Origin of the sequence: Pseudoclavibacter sp. 8L (assembly GCF_902506465.1) — a bacterium.
GTDB lineage: Bacteria > Actinomycetota > Actinomycetes > Actinomycetales > Microbacteriaceae > Pseudoclavibacter.
Genome location: NZ_LR733186.1, coordinates 1,710,888 through 1,728,518 on the forward strand (window position 1 = coordinate 1,710,888; position 17,631 = coordinate 1,728,518).

A 17,631-nucleotide genomic window follows, 5' to 3' on the forward strand; every position below is an offset into this window, starting at 1 on the left:
CCGGAAAGGACCGACATGCACACCAACGCCAAGATCGCCCCGCTCGCGGGAGTCCGCGTGCTCGAGCTCGGGAACTTCATCGCAGCCCCGACGGCAGGGCGGATGCTCGCCGACTTCGGCGCCGAGGTCATCAAGGTCGAGCGGCCCGGAACGGGAGACGAGCTGCGGTCGTGGCGCCTGCATCCCGGTGCGACGACGTCGATGCTGTTCCACACCATCAACCGCAACAAGAAGTCGATCACCCTTGATCTCCGGACCGAGGAGGGGCGGGATGCGGTGCGCGCGCTTGCCGCCGACTGCGACGTGGTCCTCGAGAACTTCCGTCCGGGCACCATCGAGCGGTGGGGTATCGGGCCGGACGTGCTCAACGAGATCAACCCGGGAATCGTCATCGGCCGTATCTCCGCCTTCGGGCAGACAGGGCCGCTCTCGAGCAGGCCAGGGTTCGCCGCCGTCGCGGAAGCCATGGGCGGGTTCAGGAACCTCGTCGGCGACCCGGACCGCGCCCCGGTCCGCGTCGGCGTCTCGATCGGCGACTCCATCGCGGGCGTCTACGCCGCCTACGGCGTCATGATGGCGATGTTCCAGCGAGAGCAGCGCCGTGGCGCCGGCCTCGGGCCCGCGCCGCTCGAGGAGCGGGTCATCGACGTCGCCCTCAACGAGGCCATGTTCTCCATGATGGAGTCGCTCATCCCCGACTACCAGGCGCACGGGGTGGTGCGCGAGCGGGTCGGCGGGCGCATGGAGGGCATCGCGCCCACCAACGCGTACGCGTGCGGGGATGCGAAGAGCGTCGTGATCGCGGGCAACGCCGACGCGATCTTCGTGCGCTTCATGGGCATCATCGGGAGAGACGACCTCGCCCGCGACCCGGGCCTCGCGACCAACAATCTCCGCTGGGACCGGCGCGATGAGCTCGATGCCGCGATCGGCGCGTGGACGGCGACGCTCCCCGCCGAGGAGGTGCTCGACATCCTCGACGACGCCGGCGTGCCCTCTGGCCCGATCTACACTGCCGAGGACATCAGTGCGAGCCCGCAGTACGCGGCCCGCGACATGATCCAGAAGTTCGACGTGACCGACGGAGACACGACCGTCGAGGGTGTCGGCTTCCCGGGCATCGTCCCGGTCCTCGGCGGCACCTCCCTGCCGATTCGCACACTCGCCCCCGGACTCGGCCAGGACACCGAGGCGGTGCTCGCGGCCTACGCGGGCCGCGGCGGGCAGACGCAGACCGACGACAACAGCAAGGTGGACGCACGATGAGCCAGAACCCGATCACCTCCGCGCGTCTGCGCGACGTCACCCTGCGCGACGGCCTGCAGCTCACCGGCAAGCTGCTGTCGACCCAGCGCAAGGTCGAGCTCGCCCGCGAGCTCTTGGCAGCCGGGGTGCCAGAGCTCGAGATCGGCTCGATGGCGCGCGGCGACCTCGTCCCGCCCATGGCCAACACGCTCGAGGTCATCGAGGCGCTCACCCCCGAGGAGCTCGAGCACAGCTGGGTGTGGGTCGCGACCCCGCGGCACATCGAGAAGGCCGCGGCCGCGGGGGCGAAGAACTTCCAGTACTGCCTCTCGGTCTCCGACGCCCACAATCAGGCGAACATCGGCCGCACCACCGATACGAGCCTCGCGGCCATGCCGGACGCCGTCGCCCTGACCCGTCAGGCCGGCGGGCGCATCCAGCTGTGCCTCGCGACCTCCTTCACGTGCCCCTTCAACGGGCAGGTCGACCCAGACCGGGTGATCCGGATCGCCAACGACCCAAGGGCCGAGGGTGCTGAGGACATCGTCATCTGCGACACCCTGGGCCAAGCGCACCCTGGACAGGTGTCCTCGCTCATCTCCAGGGTCGTCGCCGAGACGCCGAAGCGGGAGATCGTGTTCCACGGCCACGACACGTGGGGTGCGGGCGTCACGAACTCGATCGCGGCGGTCCTCGCGGGCGCGAGCGTCGTCGACGGCGCGCTCGGCGGGCTCGGCGGATGCCCGTTCGCTCCGGGGGCCAGCGGCAACACGGCCACGGAGGACCTGCTCTTCGCGATGCGCCCCGAGTGGCTCACTCCGGCGGCGTTCGCCCAGATCGTCCGCGAATCGGAGACGCTACTCGTCGACCTCGAAGAGCCGAACCGATCGAAGGCCCGCCAGGGCGCTCGCTCCAAGGCCCCCGCGTTCGAATGGGTCGTGCCGGCGTAGGCCGCGCCGCTCGGGGCACCTGCGCCGCCGTTCCCAGTCGCGCCGCTACTCGGCGGGAGCGCGACCGCCGATGAGGCGCGTCGCGCGTTCGGCCGTCTCGACGAGCATCGGGGCCCAGTCCTCCAGCATCTGCGGCTGAATGCGGGCGGCCGGCCCGCTCACTCCCAGCGCCATCCGCACCCGTCCGCTCGGCTCGAATACCGGGGCCGCCACCCCGACGAGGCCGTCGATGCGCTCGTTGCGGGTGATCGCGAACCCGTCGTTCCTGGTCTGCTCGAGCACGGCTCGCAGCTCGACCGGGTCTGTGATGGTGCTCGCCGCGAGGTCCGGGATCGGTCGGGCGAGGATGCTCTCGCGGAGGTCCGCGTTCCAGGCGAGCAGGACCCGGCCCGCGGAACCGACCGTGAGCGGCGCGACCTTGCCGACGTGGACATCCTGCTTCAGCTCATGCCGCGTCTCGTCGACCGCGATGCAGACGCGGTAGTCGTCGTCCGCCCGGAAGAGGGTTGCGCTCTCGCCGGTCGCCTGACGCAGCTCGCGCAGGAGCGGCGCGAGGAGGTCGATCGCCTTGATGCCGCGGACGGCTGGCGCAGACCAGTACGCCATCCTCAGCCCGATCCGGAAGCGGTCGTCGTCGCGGTCGAGGAAGCCCTGCGCGACGAGGTTCGTCACGAGACGCTGCGTCGTGGAGGTGGGGAGGCCGGTCTTCGTGCGGATCTCCGCGAGCGACAGCGAAGGCGACTCGAGCGTGAAGCTGTCGAGGATGTCCGTGATCTTGCCGAGCACCAGCAGCGGGGCGACGCCCGAGTTCCCGGTGGCGGGCGGGGCTGCGCTGCCGGAATCAGTCATACATGGAATCTAGAGCATCGGCCCGCTCGGCCGCCCACGACGGCGTGGTTCAGCGCTGGCCCTGGGCGTCGTCGCGCCGGAACGGGGTGAGCAGCTCGCGTCGGTCGCGCCACGCGGCGGTCGTCCAGAGCGCCAGAGCGATGAGCAGCACCTGGAACGGCAGGCGGAGGAGTCGGGCCGCGTCCGTATCCAGGCCGAACGCATCCGTCCCCGTGACGTACTGGGAGATGTTGCCGGGGAAGACCGCCAGGAAGAATGCGGCGACGACGAAGCCGACGGCGACCCGCCAGCGGCCCGCCGCGATGAGCGCCAGCCCCAGCAGCACCTCGACGACGCCGGAGGCGAGCACGACGAAGTCCGCGTCGAGCGGCAGCCACGTCGGCACCTGCGCCTGGAACTCGGCGCGTGCGAACGACAGGTGCGCGGTTCCCGCGAACAGCAGGAATCCGCCGAGCACCACGCGGGCGATCGTACGCGGCACCGAGGTCCGCGGCGTGCGCCCCGCGTGCACCGTGCGCGCGTCCTGTGGCGCGCTGGAGCGGGCCGGTCGGTGGTCTGCTGTCGGTGAAGTCTGCATCCGCCAAGTCTGCGCCCTCTCCCTGCGCCCTTGCCCTCTGTTCCTGCCCCTGCTTTCCCTTTGCGCCCCCTTCCCCTTGCCCTTCCCCCCTCCCGCCGCTCAGGAGTGAGCCGGATGCAGGTTCAGGAGGTCACGAGGCTGCTTCTTGCTGACTCCTCGTCTCCGACTGCTGGCCGGGCAGAGCCGGCGCGGGCTTGGGTGGCGCGAACTGCTTCGTCGCGAGGAGCACGGCCACGAAGATGAGCGGCACGATCCATCCGGTCCAGCCGAGGATCGTGGCCTGCGTCGTGTCGACCCGCTCGCCAGCCGCGGCGAACAGCAGGTACGAGCCCGCTGCGGCGTTGAAGGCTCCGTGCGCGAGAGCCGCCGGCCACACCGATTCCGAGCGGATGCGCAGCCACGCGAACACGGCCCCGACGAGGATGCACATCCCCGCCATCATGGTCAGCCCGAGCCAGCCCGGCGCATCCACGTAGTTGTAGCCGAGGAGGATCAACGGTGCGTGCCAGAGGCCCCAGATGACGCCCGAGATGAGCAGCGCGGGGACGGTGCCGAGACTCAGGAGCTTCGGGAGCAGCCAGCCGCGCCACCCCAGCTCCTCGCCAAGGGCGGGGATGAGGTTGAGGAACGCGCCGACGGGGATGCTCACGAGCTGCAGCAGCACGAGCACGACAACCGGGATGGGGAGCTCGAGGTTGCCGACGCCCTCGGCGGCGAGCTGCTCGTCGAGCATCGCCTGGAATCCGGAGAAGTTCACGAGGTCCATGGAGTAGACGCCGAAGAGGGCTCCGATGGGCAGGGCGGCGAAGATGAGGGCAACCGGAACGACGACGGCGAGCGCCAGGTACGCGATGAGTCTGCGCGCCGGCTTCAGCGGCACGATGCCGAGCGTGCGCCACGGCCGTGCAGGGCGCTCGACGGCGAACACCGTGACGAGGGCGGCGATTGCCGGGGTCAGCATCATGGCGATCGAGATGACGGGGAACCAGGGGTTGGCGAGCCCATCGCCGAGCCAGAGGGGGAGCGCGACCAGCCAGGAGAGGCCGAACGCCAGCGCCAGGAAGACCCCAACGGCGAGTTTGTCGCGGGTGGACGGTGTTGTCGGCATTGTCGTCTGCACCGTTCCAGCCTGGCGTCATCGAACGCTTCCTGTCAAAGAAACGCGAGCAACGCGGCGAGAGGCGGCAGCGGATGCGGCAGCGGCAGCAGATGCGGAAAAGGGATGCTCCCGCCCGTTTCCGAGCGGGAGCATCCCCTTCTGCGAGATCGAAGCGGTGGGCTACGCGGCCGCGGTGGTCGCGTTCACCTCGCCGACGAGCACCTCGAGGACGTCCTCCAGGAACAGGAGACCTGTCACCCTGCCGTCGGAGTCGAGGGCCTTGGCGACGTGCGCGCCGCGGTCGCGGAGCACCGCCATGGCGTCCTCGAGTTCCGCGTCGCGCGACACGGAGACGAGGCTCCGAAGCCGCTTCTGCGGGATGGGCGACGTGAAGGCGTCAGCACCCATGAGGTCCATGACGTCCTTCATGTGGATGTAGCTCGTCGGCTCACCTCGCTCGTCGGTGACGACGTAGCGGGAGAAGCCGTGCTCGGCGACCGCCTTCTGCACGTCGATGGGACGCGCGCCTGCCGGCAGGAGCACCATCTCGGCGATGGGCACATCGACGTCGCTGACCTTCTTCTCGGTGAACTCGAACGCGCCAGCGAGCGTGCCGGAAGTGTCGCTCAGCGTTCCCTCTCGGGTCGACTGCTCGACGATCCCGGCCACTTCCTCGAGCGTGTACGTGCTCGTCGCCTCGTCCTTCGGCTCGACCTTGAAGAGGCGCAGCACGCCGTTGGCGATCGTGTTGAGGCTCCAGATGATCGGGTTGAAGATCTTGGAGACCACGACGAGGGGCGGGGCGAGCAGGAGGGACGCGCGGTCAGGTACCGAGAACGCGAGGTTCTTGGGGATCATCTCGCCGAACACGACGTGCAGGAACGTGACCAGCACGAGCGCGACCGCGAACGCGATGACGCTGATGGCCTCGGCCGACAGCGCGGTGAGCCCGAGCGGGATCTCGAGCAGGTGGTGGATGGCCGGCTCGGAGACGTTCAAGATGAGCAGCGAGCAGACGGTGATGCCGAGCTGGCTCGTCGCCAGCATGAGCGTCGCGTGCTCCATCGCCCACAGGGTGGTCTTCGCGGCGCGGCTGCCCCGCTCGGCGAGGGGCTCGATCTGGGATCGCTTCGCCGAGATGACGGCGAACTCGGCGCCGACGAAGAAGGCGTTGCCGATGAGGAGGACGAACAGCCACAGGATTCCTGGCAGGTACTCACTCATTGGTCATCACCTCCTTGACTCGGTCGTGGGCTCTGTCGAGCGCAAGCTCCTGGTTCGTCATGAGGCTCTGGTCGCCGTCCGGTTCGTTGGGCAGGTACCGCACCCGCACGATGCGGGTGCCGTCGATGCGCTCGACGCGCAGCATGCCCGCCTCGATGGCGACCTCGTCGCCCAGCTCGGGGAGACGCTCGAGGGTGTCGGTGATGAATCCGCCGACGGTGTCGTAGTCGCCGTCCTCCGGCACCTCGATGGCGAGGCGGTCGAGGACCTCGTCGGGGCGCCAGGAGGCGTCGAACGTGACGGAGCGGCCGCGCCGGATGAACCCGGTCTGGTGTCGGTCGTGTTCGTCCTCGAGCTCCCCGACGATCTCCTCGACGAGGTCTTCGAGCGTGACGATGCCCGCGGTGCCGCCATGCTCATCCACGACGACGGCGACCTGGTGGCGTTCGGCGCGCAGGAGGGTCAGCAGGGCTGATGCGCCCATCGACTCCGGCACGCGGAGCGCTTCGGTCTGCAGCTCGCCCGCGGTGACCTCGGTCTGACGTTCCACGGCGACCGCGAACGCCTGCTTGGCGTGCACGAACCCCGTGATGTTGTCCGGGGTGCCGTCGACGACCGGGAACCGGGAGTAGCCGGTCTCGATGGCGAGGGTGATGATCGCCTGCGCCGTGTCGTCGACTTCCACGCTCGCCATGCGCACGCGGGGCGTCATGACGTCGGACGCGTCGTGCTCGGCGAACTTGAGGGTGCGCCGCAGCAGGGCCGCGTCGTCTTCTTCGAGCAGGCCGGAGAGCGCGGAGTGGCGGATCAGGTAGGACAGCTCGTCGGCGCTTCTGGCACCGGAGAGCTCCTCCTTGGGCTCGATGCCCATGGAGCGGATGATGGCATTCGCGGTGTTGTTCAGGAGCAGGATCACGGGCTTGAACACCGTCGTGAAGAGCGCCTGGAACGGGATGACGACCTTCGCGGTCGCCCGGGGGAGGGCGAGTGCGAAGTTCTTCGGAACGAGCTCGCCGATGATCATCGAGAACAGCGTCGCGAGGATGATGCCGACGATGGCCCCCGCGACGGGCACGAGGCCCGCGGGAACGCCGACGCCGGTGAGGGGTTCCTCGAGGAGGGAGCTGACGGCCGGCTCGAACGTGTATCCCGTGAGCAGGGTCGTGAGCGTGATCCCGAGCTGCGCGCTGGAGAGGTGCGTCGACGTGATCTTCAGGGCCTTGATGGTGGGCCCGAGTCGCTTCTCTCCGCGGCTTTGCCGTTTTTCGAGTTCGTTTCGGTCGAGGTTGACGAGCGCGAATTCACTCGCGACGAACAACCCGGTTCCTACTGTGAGAACGAGGCCGATGCCGAGCATCACCCATTCGTTCATGCGTGGTGCCTCCAGACTGTGGCGGCCGAGGGTTCGGCCGGAACGTCGAGAGGCTTGGGACTATGACTGGGAGGGTCTTCCATGAGGAGAGATTCTAGTTGGCCTTCGTTTGCCCGCAACTCGGAAAGCTGGGGATCCGCCTGGTCAGGAGCGCGCGAGCTGGGCCTCTTCGCGGCCCTGGGAGGTCCAGGCTGGGTCGGCGGAGCGGTGGCCGATGACCTGGTCGGCGAGCGCGTCCAGCTGCTGCAGCTGCTCGCCGTTCAGCTCGAGGCCGATGGCACGCAGGTTCTCGTCGACGCGCTGCGGGCTGCGGGTTCCCGGGATGGGGGACACGCGCACGCCGAACTCCGCCGACTTCGCGTACACCCAGGCGAGGGCGACCTCGGCGACCGAGACGTGGCGGTCGTGCACTTCGCTGAGCTGCTGGGCGACGGCGGCGACCTCGCCGGCGAGCGCGCGGTTCACGGGCAGGTTCTCGGGGAAGAAGCGGGGGAAGTTGGCGCGCACATTGGGGGAGACGGCGTCGAGCTCCGCCCACGAGTCGGTGAGCAGGCCGCGGCTGACGGGCGAGTAGGGCACGAACCCTGCTCCGACCTCGCGGATGGCGGGGATGACGTGCGCCTCCAGGTCGCGGCTGAAGATGCTGTACTCGCTCTGCACCGCGGCGATCGGGTGGATGGCGGCCGCGCGGATGATCTCGGCGCCCGTCGGCTCGCTCAGCCCGATGTGGCGTACCTTGCCTTCGGCGACGAGCTCGGAGACGAAACCGACCGTGTCCTCGATGGGCACGTTCGGGTCGACGCGGTGCTGGTAGTAGAGGTCGATGTGGTCGGTGCCGAGGCGCTTGAGGGAGAGCTCGACCTGCTCGCGGACGTGCTCGCGGTCGCCGCGCACGCCTCGCTTGCCGACGCCGTCGCCCTTCGTGATGCCGAACTTCGTGGCGAGCTGGATGCGCTCCCGCTGTGCCGGGAAGATCTTCGCGATGGTGCGCTCGCTGCGGCCGTCGCCGTAGATGTTGGCGGTGTCGAGGAACGTGACGCCCGCATCCACCGAGTGCTGCAGCGTGCGCAGCGCCTGCGCGTCGTCGATGGGCCCGTAGGCGTCGCTGAGGCTCATCGCGCCGTAGCCCTGCACGGTCGTCACGAGGCCGTCGCCGAGGAGCGTCGTGGGGAGCTTGCCTGCCGAGCTGTTCGTCATGGCGTCAAGTCTCGTGCTGACCACCGACATTGCGCCAGTGAGCCGCGCCCCGGGGGTAATACTCGGGGCGCGGCTCGCTACCGCGCCACGTTGAAGGCGACGAGCCGAGCCGAGCCGTCGAGCTGCACGTCGATCGCCGTGAGGCTCGGCGCGGCGACGGGCTCGATGACGTCCGCGGTCAGTCCGATGTAGCGCGCGAGGACCGCGCGGATCGTGCCACCGTGGGTGACGACCAGCACCGGTCCGGGCCGGCGAGCCGCATCGGCGACTGCTCCCTCGATGCGGGCTCGAAGCGCCGGCGCCGACTCGCCGCCAGGCGGCACGAGCCGCCCCGCACGCCACTCGGCGTAGTCCGGCCCGATCTCCGCTGGCACGCGCCCCTCCCATTCGCCGAGCGTCGCCTCCGCCCAGCGCTCGTCGATCGACGGCTCGAGATCGCTGAGGGCCGACGCTGTGGAGCGAGCACGGAGGAGCGGCGAGGCGACCACGCTGGAGGGTGCCCACACCGAGACTGCCTCCCGCAGCGCCGCCGCATCCGCTCGGCCCTTGGCGGTGAGGTCGATGTCGGTACGCCCCTGCAGGCTGCGCTCGGCGGTCCACGAGGTCGCGCCGTGGCGAACCAGCAGCAGCGCGGTCATCGGGTCGCCCCTGCGAGCTCGGTCCCCGCCGCGTCCCCGGCGGTCGCGAGCCGCGAGCCCTCCGCCGAGAAGATCGCGTCCGGATGCTCCGGCGGCTGCAGGCGCGTCGCCTCGCCAGGCTGGTGGGCCCGGTCGGTGACGATCGAGAGGCGGTCGGAGCCAGCGAGGCCCGTCGTGATCCATCGTCCCGCGACCGGGGTCGACTCGAGCACCTCGAACTCGAGGAGCCCGCCGGCCCCGACCGAGATCGACTCCGGCGCGTACATGGCGTGGAGCGTCGTCCCGTCCGGGACGCCGGGCACCTCGGCGAGCGGTGCCACGCCTCGGAAGAGGCGCCCCCGGCCGACCTCCCCGCGGAGCATGACCTTGGCGGGGCTCCCCAGGAAGGAGGCGACGAACGCGGTCGCGGGCCGATCGAGCAGCTCCTGCGGCGTGCCGAACTGCTCGATCGCCCCATCACGCATCACCGCGATGTGGGTCGCCATGGCGAGCGCCTCCACCTGGTCGTGCGTGACGTACACGCTCGTCGCACCGCTCAGCCGGTGCACCTTCACGAGCTCGGCCCGCGTGTCGAGCCGCAGGCGCGCGTCCAGGTTGGAGAGGGGCTCGTCGAAGAGGAGCACGCCGGGCTTCGGCGCGACGGTGCGGGCGATGGCGACGCGTTGCTGCTGGCCGCCGGAGAGCTCGGCCGGGAAGCGATCGGCGAGGCCGTCGAGCTCGAGCATGCCGAGGACCTCGGCGACGCGAGCGTCACGCTCGGCGGAGCCCCAGCCGGCGACCTTGAGCGGCCAGCCGATGTTGTCGCGCACGCGCATGTGCGGCCACAGCGCGTAGCTCTGGAACACCATGCCGAGCCCGCGCTTGCTCGCCGGAACGGACGCGCCCGTGTCGCCGTCGGTGACGACCCGGTCGCCGAAGCGGATGCGCCCCGCCGACGGCTCCTCGAGCCCCGCGAGCATGCGCAGCGTCGTGGTCTTCCCGCATCCGGACGGCCCGAGCAGCACGACGAAGGCGCCGTCCGGGATCTCGAGGTCGATGTCGCGCACCGCGCTCTGGCGGCCGAATGCCTTCGCGAGGCGGTCGAGGGTGATGGCGGTCACGTGGTGCTCCCGGCGTTTCGGTCGCCCTGCAGTCTGCGGGCGAGAAGGGTGGCGGCCACCGAGATGGCGGCGATGATGAGGGTGATGGCGTTGGCGTGCTGGGTGAACCCCTCGGAGGCGTACCGGAAGGTCATGGTCGAGAGCAGCGGGGTGGCTGGCGTGACGAGCAGCACGACAAGCGACAGGTCGCGCACCATGGTCACGAAGACGAGCACGCCTCCGCCCACCACGCCCCTGGCCGAGAGGGGCAGCAGGATGCGCGCCAGCCGGCGCGGTCCACGGGCCCCGGCGACGGTCGCTGCCTCCTCGAGCTCGTTCGAGACCTGGCCGAGTGCGGCCCGTGAGGTCTGGAACGCGAACGGGACGCTCGCCGCGACGCCCGCGAGGACCAGGATCCAGAAGGTGCCGTAGAGCGAGGGGAGCGGGCCGATCGGCGTTCCGAACTGCGCGATGAACGCGGCCCCGAACGCGACGCCGGGGATGAGGAAGGGCACGTACGATAGGAACGAAATCGTCCCGGACGTGACGCGCGCTCGCGGGAGGCGACGCAGCACGTAGGCGCCGAGCACGCCGAGGATGATCGCCCCGACCGCGACGGAGGCCCCGAGCGCGAGGGTGCCGCCGAGCGCGGTGATGACGGTCGGGTCGCTGAGGATGCCGCGCACGCCCTGCGCGATGCCAGGGTCGGACCCGCCGGTCCAGAAGTGCAGCGTGAAGCCGCCGTCGACGCGCCCAGTGCGCCGCAGCACGGTGCTCACGGCGAGCACGATGCCTGGAACGATCGCCGTGACCAGCACCAGCGTGGATGCTGCGACGAGCAGCGGGATGCGCCAGGCACCGGTCCTGACGGCGCGGGCCCGCGTCGCCTTTCCGGTGAGTGTCGCGAACGAGCCGCGCCCCGTGGCCTTCGTGCCGAGGAAGAGCACGGCCGCCGCGATGACGACGAGGAGGATCGAGAGCACGTAGCCGCGTTCGACGTCGCCCGTCGAGATGGACCCGTAGAGGCGGGTGCTCAGGGTCTGGAAGCGGACGGGCAGGCCGAGCAGGGCGGGCACGGCGAAGTTGCTGACCCCTTCGGCGAAGGCCAACAGGAACCCGGAGAGGAGCGCGGGGGCGACCGAGGGCAGCGTCACGCGCAGGGCGATGCGCAGCCTGGAGGCTCCGGTCAGCTCGGCGGCCGCGAGCAGGTCCCCGCCGACGTTCGCGAGGGCCGCGGCGACGACGAGGAACGACAGCGAGAAGTAGTGCGCGACGAGCGTGAGCGTGATCGGCACGACTCCCCAGGCCAGGGCATCCGGAACCGCGATGCCGAACGACTGGAGCAGGCCGGGGGAGCCGCCGATGCGGTCGTTGCGGAAGACCGTCTCCCAGGCGAGCGCGATGGCGAAGCTCGGCAGGGCGAAGGGCACGGCGGCGAGCGCGCCGATGATCTTCCGGCCGGGCACGTCGCTCATGACGACGACCCAGGCGAGGAAGGCGCCGATCACGGTCGAGAGGAGTCCCGTTCCGAGGCCGACGAGCAGCGAGTTCCCGAGCGGCTGCCAGAAGAGGTTGCCCGCGATGCGCCCGACGAACACGTCGCCCCACGCGCCCGCACCCCGCTCGCCGACGGTCGCGGCAACGAGGCCGCCGAGGGGGAGCGCCACGAGGACGACGAGGATGGCGATGACGACCGCCGCGAGCACGCCGATGCGGCCTCGCGATGCGACCGTCCGCCAGCCGCGGCCCCGCGCGGGGGTGGGGCCGCGACCGATGGACCTGGTGAGGAGCGTCACTGGATGCTGAGGAGGAAGTCGGCGATCTCGTCGCGGCGCTCGGCGGACGACTCCGGCTCGATGCGCCACGCGCCGAGTTCCTCGAGCGAGACGGCGTCGGCTGGCGCGACCACGTCGCTGCGCGTCGGGTAGTCGCCTGCGACGTAGAACGGCTCGAAGCCCTCTCCGCCCGTCTCGGTGTCGTCGCCCATCATGTAGTCGATGAGGAGTCGTGCGGCGGCCGGGTTCTGGGCGTTCGCGGTGACGCCGAGCATCGCGGGGAACGCGATGCCGGGCGACGGGGCGACGTTCGCGGCCACCTGCAGCGCCCATCCCTCGTCCTCGTTGTCGCGGCGGTCCGAGTACGAGGTGAAGCCGACGGGAGGGTTCGCCTGGCCAGTGGCGCCGATCGCGGCGTTGACCGTGTCGGTGTCATCGACGAGCACGACGTCGTTCGCGTAGAGCTCGGAGATGAACTGCAGGCCCGCGTCGTCCACTCCCTCGTCGAGCACCACCGGGGTCCCGAAGTGCTCCTCGTACGCGGCCGCCATCTCGTCGGCGCGCAGCGACATCTCCGTCACGAGGTCCAGGTAGTCGCCGCGCACGTTCGGGTCGACCATGACGACCTTGCCAGCCCAGGCCGGCTCGGTCAGCTCCCACAGGTTGTCGACCGGGGCACCATCCGGATGCGCCTCCTCGTTGTACATGAGCACCTTCGTCGACAGGCGGTTCGCGACGAGGGGCGCTTGGAACTCGGCGGGCAGCGACTCGGCGACGCGCGGCGGCACGTAGGGCGTCAGCACCCCGTCGGCGAGCAGCTCGGTGACGACGACCGGGGCGTCGCTCACGTAGGCGACATCCGCGGTCGTGCTGCCCGCGGTGTGCTCGCTCGCGAGTCGCTGGATGAGCTCGGTCGAGGAGAGGTCGCTCGAGACGACGTCGATGCCGGGGTAAGCGGCCTCGAAGCTCTCCTCGATGCTCGCGACGCGGCTCGTGAAGGCGTACACGGAGACCGTGCCTTCCTCTTCGGCCATCGCGACGAGCTCGTCGTGGCTGAGGGAGTCCCAGTCGACTGCGGATGCCGCGTCGTCGCCGGTGGTCGGGCTGGTGGAGCATCCGGCGAGGAGCGCGAGGGCGGTGAGCGCCGCGGCGGACGTCACGAGAGGGCGGGCGGGGAAGCGCATGGGTGTTCCTTCGTTGTCTGTGGAGCGCAGAGCGGAGAGGGGTGGATGCGTCGAGGCGCATCCGGGTGCTGGGGTGAAGCTGGTCGTCGTGCTGGTCAGGAGTCGAGTCGGTCGAGGAGCGTGCCGAGGCGGTCGAGGGAGCGCAGGGAGGGCTCGGCACGGCGGGCGATGGTGAGGATGAGCGCGTTGCTGATCGCCATCGGCACGGTCAGGGAGAGGTAGTCGTCGCTGCCGCCGCGGGGCGCGGCGATGATGGTCGACGGGCGCGGGGCGGGCCACACGACGGTGTCGGTGATGAGGGCGCTGTGCGCGCCCGCCTCGGCCGCCACGTCGAGCAGCGGCCCGAGCACGGCGGGCGCCCTGCGGAAGGCGAACGCCAGGAGGAGGTCGCCCGCCGAGAGCCGCGCGATCCGCTCGGCGATGTCGCGGCGCGACCCCGTGAGCTGCACGGTGCGCATCCCGAAGCGCTGCAGGCGGCGGCTCATGAGGTCGACGAGCACGGTCGCGTTGCCCTGCGCGAAGAGGTGCACCTCGCCGGCGCGCAGCACTTGCTCGGCGAGCGCATCCAGCTCGCCCTGTTGCACGTGGCGGGGGAGGTCGGACAGCGCCGCGAGCTCGTCGTCGACGAAACCACCGAGCACATCGCTCGCCTGATGACGCTCGAGGCGACCCCTGATGCGCTGCGAGGGGCCGTCGCCGCCGTGGTAATCGGCGCGCAGCGCATCCCGAAGCTGCGGGTAGCCCTCGAAGCCGAGGCGCTGCGCGAGCCGGGTCGCCGCGGACTGGTGCAGCTGGAGCGGGCCGGTCAGCTCGGCCGCGCTCCAGAAGGTCGCCTCGAGCGGCTGCGATTGCAGGGCCGAGACGAGCCGACGGTCGGTCGGCGTGAGCAGGTGACCCTGCTGCTTGGCGAGGCTGATGATGAGCACGCGAGGAACGCTAAGTGCAAAAGAACTTGCAATGGGTGCAAGTCCTGCACGTTCACGTGTCGTTCATCGAGTGTCCGATTCGGCGTTCCCTGAGGCGCCGACGGAGTGCCGCGGAGTCCGCGCTACGCGCTCGCCTGCTTCACCTTGCTCGGCACGGGCAGCATCATGAGGAACCCAACGGCCAGCACGATGCCGATGCCGATGATGCCCATCTTCGGGTTGCCGGAGAGGAACACGAAGAGGCTGAACAGGGCGGGCGTGATGAAGCTCGCGACGCGGTTCGTGGTGGCGTAGAGGCCGAACAGCTCGCCCTCGCGCCCGGGAGGCGTCGCGCGCGACAGGTAGGAGCGACTCGCCGCCTGCGCGGGACCCACGAAGAGGCACAGGGCGAGGCCGAAGATCCAGAACACGGTCTGCTCGGACGGCAGGAAGAGGAGCACCACGGAGAACGCGGTGAGCGACACGAGCGACGCCATGATGACGAGCTTCGGGCCGAAGCGGTCGTCGAACCAGCCGGCAGCGAGCGTGCCGAGGCCGGCGACGAGGTTCGCGGCGACCGCGAAGTAGATGACCTCGCTCGGCGCGAAGCCGTACACCTGCGCCGCGAGGATCGCCCCGAACGCGAAGATCGCCTGCAGGCCGTCGCGGAAGACGGCGCTCGCGGCGAGGAACAGGAGCAGCTTCGGGTCGCTCTTCGCGAGCTTCCCGATCACGCGGAAGAGAACGCCGTAGGAGGCGAAGAAGCCCACCTTCGGGCGGTTCTCGTCCTTCGCGATCTCCGGCACCTTGAACATGACGGGGAGCGCGAAGACGACGTACCAGACGGCCGCGAGCACGATGGCGAAGCGGATGTCGAGCGCACCCCCATCCACCCCGCTCGGCACCCCGAGCACTCCGTTCCGGCCCTCCACGCCGAACGACTGGATAAACAGCACGAGCAGCAGCACGAGCAGCACGATGCTGCCCAGGTAGCCGAGGCCCCAGCCGATGCCGGAGATGCGGCCCACGTTCTTGGGCGTCGAGACCTGCGAGAGCATGGCGTTGTAGTTGACGCCGCTCAGCTCGGCGAAGATCGTGCCGACCGCGAGCAGCAGTGCGCCCCAGAAGAGGTACTCCTCGCCCGGCTGGATGAAGAACATGGCGAGCATGATGAGCACCGTGATGCCCGTGAAGATGCCGAGCCACAGCTTGCGCTTGCCGGAGCCGTCCGAGCGCTGGCCGAGGACCGGTGCGATGAGCGCGACGAGCAGCCCCGCGACGGTGCTCAGGTTCGCGATGACGTTCGTGGATGCGGCCTGAGCCGCCAGGTACTGCGGGTCGAGCGGGTTCGCGTCCCCGAGCGCCGCGACCTGCGGGTCGATGAAGAGGTCGCTCGCGAGGTAGGTGGCGAAGACGAACGTGACGACGACGGCCTGGAAGGCGGAGTTGCCGACGTCCCACAGCGCCCAGGCGGTGGCGCGCTTCTTGAGTTCCTTCGGCGTCACCGCCGCCCCGCCGTCGACGGTCTCGACCCGCCCGCTCGGGGTCGCGTCGCTGGGTGAGGTGGCGCCGTCGTCGGCGCGGCCTGGGAGTGCCATGCGCGGAGTCTATGCGCGGGAGGCGGCGCGCAGGGGAACGCGCGGACGGTGGGTGCGCGTGGATGTCGGAGCCCGCTCCGGCCCGGTCCGGCCAACTTCCGTGATGGTTCGGGGCTGCCCGCCCGGATGGACGTCATTCGGGCTGAATCATCACGGAAGTTGGCCAGTGCGGTGCAGTGCAGGCGCGCCGCCGGCGACTACTGGCCGAGCCAGGTGTCGTAGAAGTACGGGCGGCCGACGGCGTTGGTCTCGATGCCGTGCACCTCGGGGCTCGTGACGAACACCTGGTAGTTGTCCACGATCGGCACCGTGTAGGCCTCCTCGAGGACGCTCTCCTGCAGCTTCGCTAGGTTCGCCGCCCGCTCCTCGGTGCCGTTCGCGGTCTGGGAGACGCCAAGCAGCTGCTCCTCGAGCTCGCCGCCCTTCAGCTGGAACTGGTTGGTGTAGTCCTGCCCCCAGTACTGGCGCAGCGTCGTCGCGTCCAGGAACGAGTTGGCGACGGGGAAGATCGGGGTGCCGCCTGCTGCGAAGACGTCGCTGTACGTGCTCGCATCCGTCTGGCGGATCTCGAGCTGGATGCCGATCGCCTTGAGCTGCTGGGCGGCGAGCTCGAGGATCTGGCCGGAGCCGTTCACGAACGGCGACGTGTAGGCGGGGATCGTGAGGCGCGTGCCGTCCTTCACCCGGTAGCCGTCGCCGTCCTTCTCAGTCCAGCCGGACTCGTCGAGGAGCGAGTTCGAGAGGTCCGGGTCGAAGGCGAGGTTCTCGCTGAGGTCGACCCAGCCTGGCGTCGCGGCCTGCACGGAGGAGGTCGCCGGCTTCCAATTGGCGTTGAAGACCGTGTCGACGATCTCCTGACGGTTCACGCCGTGCTGGATGGCCTGGCGCACGTTCACGTCGTCCGTGATCTCGGCGTTGGGTCGCAGCACGAAGTTGATGGGCGTGCCGAGGTACTCGCCGTAGATGACGTTGAAGCCGTCGTCGATGAGGCGCTGCTCCTCGCTGGGCTGCACGAAGTGCACGGAGTCGACCTGGCCGGACTCGAGGGCGCCCTGGCGTGCGGAGTCCTCCTCGAGCACGTTGAAGGTGATGGAGTCGAGGTAGGCGGGGCCCTCGTGGTCGAACGCCTCGCTGGCCCAGTTGTAGTCGGCGCGCTTCGTGAGCACGATCTCGCGCTCGGGTACCTGCGACTCGAAGACGAACGCTCCGGTACCGACGACGTTCGCGAGGTCCGCCTGATCTCCGAGCGGCAGGTCGAGGGTGCTCTCGCCCAGGATTCCGGCGGCGAAGAAGCCGAGGCTCGGGATGAACCCGCGGTTCGGGGACTTGAGGGTCACGAGCACGGTCGAGTCGTCGACGGCCTCTGCGCTCGCGAACTCGCCTGGAACGATGGGCGAGCGCGTGATGCCCTTGCTCTCGTCGCCGAGGCCAAGCACCTCGAGGTTCTTCGCGACGACGGCCGCGTCGAGCGGGGTGCCGTCGGAGAAGGTGACGCCTTCGCGGAGCTTGAGCGTGTACTGCAGCCCGTCTTCGCTCTCCTCCCACGACTCGGCGAGCCACGGGTGCACCTCGCCGGTGTTGTCGACGTAGACGAGCGTCTCGACGAGCTGCGTCCACACCTGGCTCTTGTACCAGTTGTTCGACTGCTGCTGCTGCCAGCCGTCGGCGATCGCGGTGACGGCGTGGACGAGGTTGCCGCCGGCGACGGGGGTGTCGGAACCCGCGCTCGCGGTGCTCTGCCCGGTCGCGCATCCGCTGAGGAGGAGGGAGGTGAGGGCCGCGCCGATGACGGCGGCGGAGAAGGTGGAGCGGCGTCTGATCATGACGGTCCTGTCGTGCTCGAAAGGTGCGGGGGAGTTCGCCGAGGGTGGCGGGTTGGCGAGAGCGTGGCAGGAAGCTCAGGCGGCGTCCAGGAACCGCGTAACAGAGCCGCTGGGGC

At 70.0% G+C, this 17,631-nt stretch carries 15 protein-coding genes; 2 read left to right on the plus strand and 13 right to left on the minus strand.

Annotation, left to right across the window (positions count from 1 at the left end; all coding sequences use genetic code 11):
• Positions 1-15 precede the first annotated feature (15 nt).
• A complete protein-coding gene (locus GV007_RS14775; RefSeq protein ID WP_160073726.1) occupies positions 16-1,266 on the plus strand; it encodes a CaiB/BaiF CoA transferase family protein in 1,251 nt (416 codons plus the stop codon).
• A complete protein-coding gene (locus tag GV007_RS14780) occupies positions 1,263-2,195 on the plus strand; it encodes a hydroxymethylglutaryl-CoA lyase (RefSeq protein WP_160073728.1) in 933 nt (310 codons plus the stop codon). Before GV007_RS14775 ends, GV007_RS14780 begins: the two co-directional genes overlap by 4 nt.
• Before the next feature lie 45 nt (positions 2,196-2,240).
• On the opposite strand, the gene GV007_RS14785 is transcribed toward GV007_RS14780, so the two are convergent.
• The 13 genes from GV007_RS14785 to GV007_RS14845 form a co-directional block, all read right to left on the minus strand.
• The gene (locus GV007_RS14785; protein ID WP_160073730.1) at positions 2,241-3,044 is read right to left on the minus strand and encodes an IclR family transcriptional regulator; all 804 of its coding nucleotides are present in this window, start codon (positions 3,042-3,044) and stop codon (positions 2,241-2,243) included.
• Positions 3,045-3,093: 49 nt separating this feature from the next.
• Positions 3,094-3,621 (minus strand): DoxX family protein, encoded by a 528-nt coding sequence (locus GV007_RS14790; RefSeq protein WP_236558523.1) that lies wholly within the window; start codon positions 3,619-3,621, stop codon positions 3,094-3,096.
• A 130-nt stretch (positions 3,622-3,751) separates the two neighbouring features.
• Positions 3,752-4,741, minus strand: coding sequence for a CPBP family intramembrane glutamic endopeptidase (locus GV007_RS14795; protein WP_236558524.1), 990 nt, complete (start codon positions 4,739-4,741; stop codon positions 3,752-3,754).
• Positions 4,742-4,900: 159 nt separating this feature from the next.
• Positions 4,901-5,944, minus strand: coding sequence for a hemolysin family protein (locus GV007_RS14800; protein WP_160073732.1), 1,044 nt, complete (start codon positions 5,942-5,944; stop codon positions 4,901-4,903).
• Positions 5,937-7,316, minus strand: coding sequence for a hemolysin family protein (locus GV007_RS14805; protein WP_160073734.1), 1,380 nt, complete (start codon positions 7,314-7,316; stop codon positions 5,937-5,939). Before GV007_RS14805 ends, GV007_RS14800 begins: the two co-directional genes overlap by 8 nt.
• Positions 7,317-7,460: 144 nt before the next feature.
• On the minus strand, positions 7,461-8,513 hold the full coding sequence (locus tag GV007_RS14810; RefSeq protein WP_160073736.1) for an aldo/keto reductase: 1,053 nt from the start codon (positions 8,511-8,513) through the stop codon (positions 7,461-7,463).
• Positions 8,514-8,590: 77 nt separating this feature from the next.
• The gene (locus GV007_RS14815; protein ID WP_160073738.1) at positions 8,591-9,151 is read right to left on the minus strand and encodes a histidine phosphatase family protein; all 561 of its coding nucleotides are present in this window, start codon (positions 9,149-9,151) and stop codon (positions 8,591-8,593) included.
• Entirely contained in the window at positions 9,148-10,251 is a 1,104-nt protein-coding gene (locus GV007_RS14820) for an ABC transporter ATP-binding protein (protein ID WP_160073740.1), read from the minus strand. The genes GV007_RS14815 and GV007_RS14820 overlap by 4 nt, the downstream gene beginning before the upstream one ends.
• Positions 10,248-12,026, minus strand: coding sequence for an ABC transporter permease (locus tag GV007_RS14825; protein WP_201297714.1), 1,779 nt, complete (start codon positions 12,024-12,026; stop codon positions 10,248-10,250). The genes GV007_RS14820 and GV007_RS14825 overlap by 4 nt, the downstream gene beginning before the upstream one ends.
• The gene (locus GV007_RS14830) at positions 12,023-13,189 is read right to left on the minus strand and encodes an ABC transporter substrate-binding protein (protein ID WP_160073742.1); all 1,167 of its coding nucleotides are present in this window, start codon (positions 13,187-13,189) and stop codon (positions 12,023-12,025) included. Before GV007_RS14830 ends, GV007_RS14825 begins: the two co-directional genes overlap by 4 nt.
• Before the next feature lie 95 nt (positions 13,190-13,284).
• The gene (locus GV007_RS14835) at positions 13,285-14,115 is read right to left on the minus strand and encodes a MurR/RpiR family transcriptional regulator (protein ID WP_104243669.1); all 831 of its coding nucleotides are present in this window, start codon (positions 14,113-14,115) and stop codon (positions 13,285-13,287) included.
• A gap of 122 nt (positions 14,116-14,237) precedes the next feature.
• Positions 14,238-15,692, minus strand: coding sequence for an MFS transporter (locus tag GV007_RS14840; RefSeq protein ID WP_160073744.1), 1,455 nt, complete (start codon positions 15,690-15,692; stop codon positions 14,238-14,240).
• A gap of 197 nt (positions 15,693-15,889) precedes the next feature.
• Positions 15,890-17,515: an ABC transporter substrate-binding protein gene (locus tag GV007_RS14845; protein WP_160073746.1), complete on the minus strand. Its 1,626-nt coding sequence runs from the start codon at positions 17,513-17,515 to the stop codon at positions 15,890-15,892.
• Between the last annotated feature and the right edge of the window lie 116 nt (positions 17,516-17,631).

Coding starts and splice junctions, on each gene's coding strand:
- GV007_RS14840 (WP_160073744.1), bottom strand. CDS start 15,692: ATGGCACTCCCAGGCCGCGCCGACGACGGCGCCACCTCACCCAGCGAC.
- GV007_RS14845 (WP_160073746.1), bottom strand. CDS start 17,515: ATGATCAGACGCCGCTCCACCTTCTCCGCCGCCGTCATCGGCGCGGCC.
- GV007_RS14780 (WP_160073728.1), top strand. CDS start 1,263: ATGAGCCAGAACCCGATCACCTCCGCGCGTCTGCGCGACGTCACCCTG.
- GV007_RS14830 (WP_160073742.1), bottom strand. CDS start 13,189: ATGCGCTTCCCCGCCCGCCCTCTCGTGACGTCCGCCGCGGCGCTCACC.
- GV007_RS14775 (WP_160073726.1), top strand. CDS start 16: ATGCACACCAACGCCAAGATCGCCCCGCTCGCGGGAGTCCGCGTGCTC.
- GV007_RS14815 (WP_160073738.1), bottom strand. CDS start 9,151: ATGACCGCGCTGCTGCTGGTTCGCCACGGCGCGACCTCGTGGACCGCC.
- GV007_RS14805 (WP_160073734.1), bottom strand. CDS start 7,316: ATGAACGAATGGGTGATGCTCGGCATCGGCCTCGTTCTCACAGTAGGA.
- GV007_RS14785 (WP_160073730.1), bottom strand. CDS start 3,044: ATGACTGATTCCGGCAGCGCAGCCCCGCCCGCCACCGGGAACTCGGGC.
- GV007_RS14810 (WP_160073736.1), bottom strand. CDS start 8,513: ATGACGAACAGCTCGGCAGGCAAGCTCCCCACGACGCTCCTCGGCGAC.
- GV007_RS14800 (WP_160073732.1), bottom strand. CDS start 5,944: ATGAGTGAGTACCTGCCAGGAATCCTGTGGCTGTTCGTCCTCCTCATC.
- GV007_RS14790 (WP_236558523.1), bottom strand. CDS start 3,621: ATGCAGACTTCACCGACAGCAGACCACCGACCGGCCCGCTCCAGCGCG.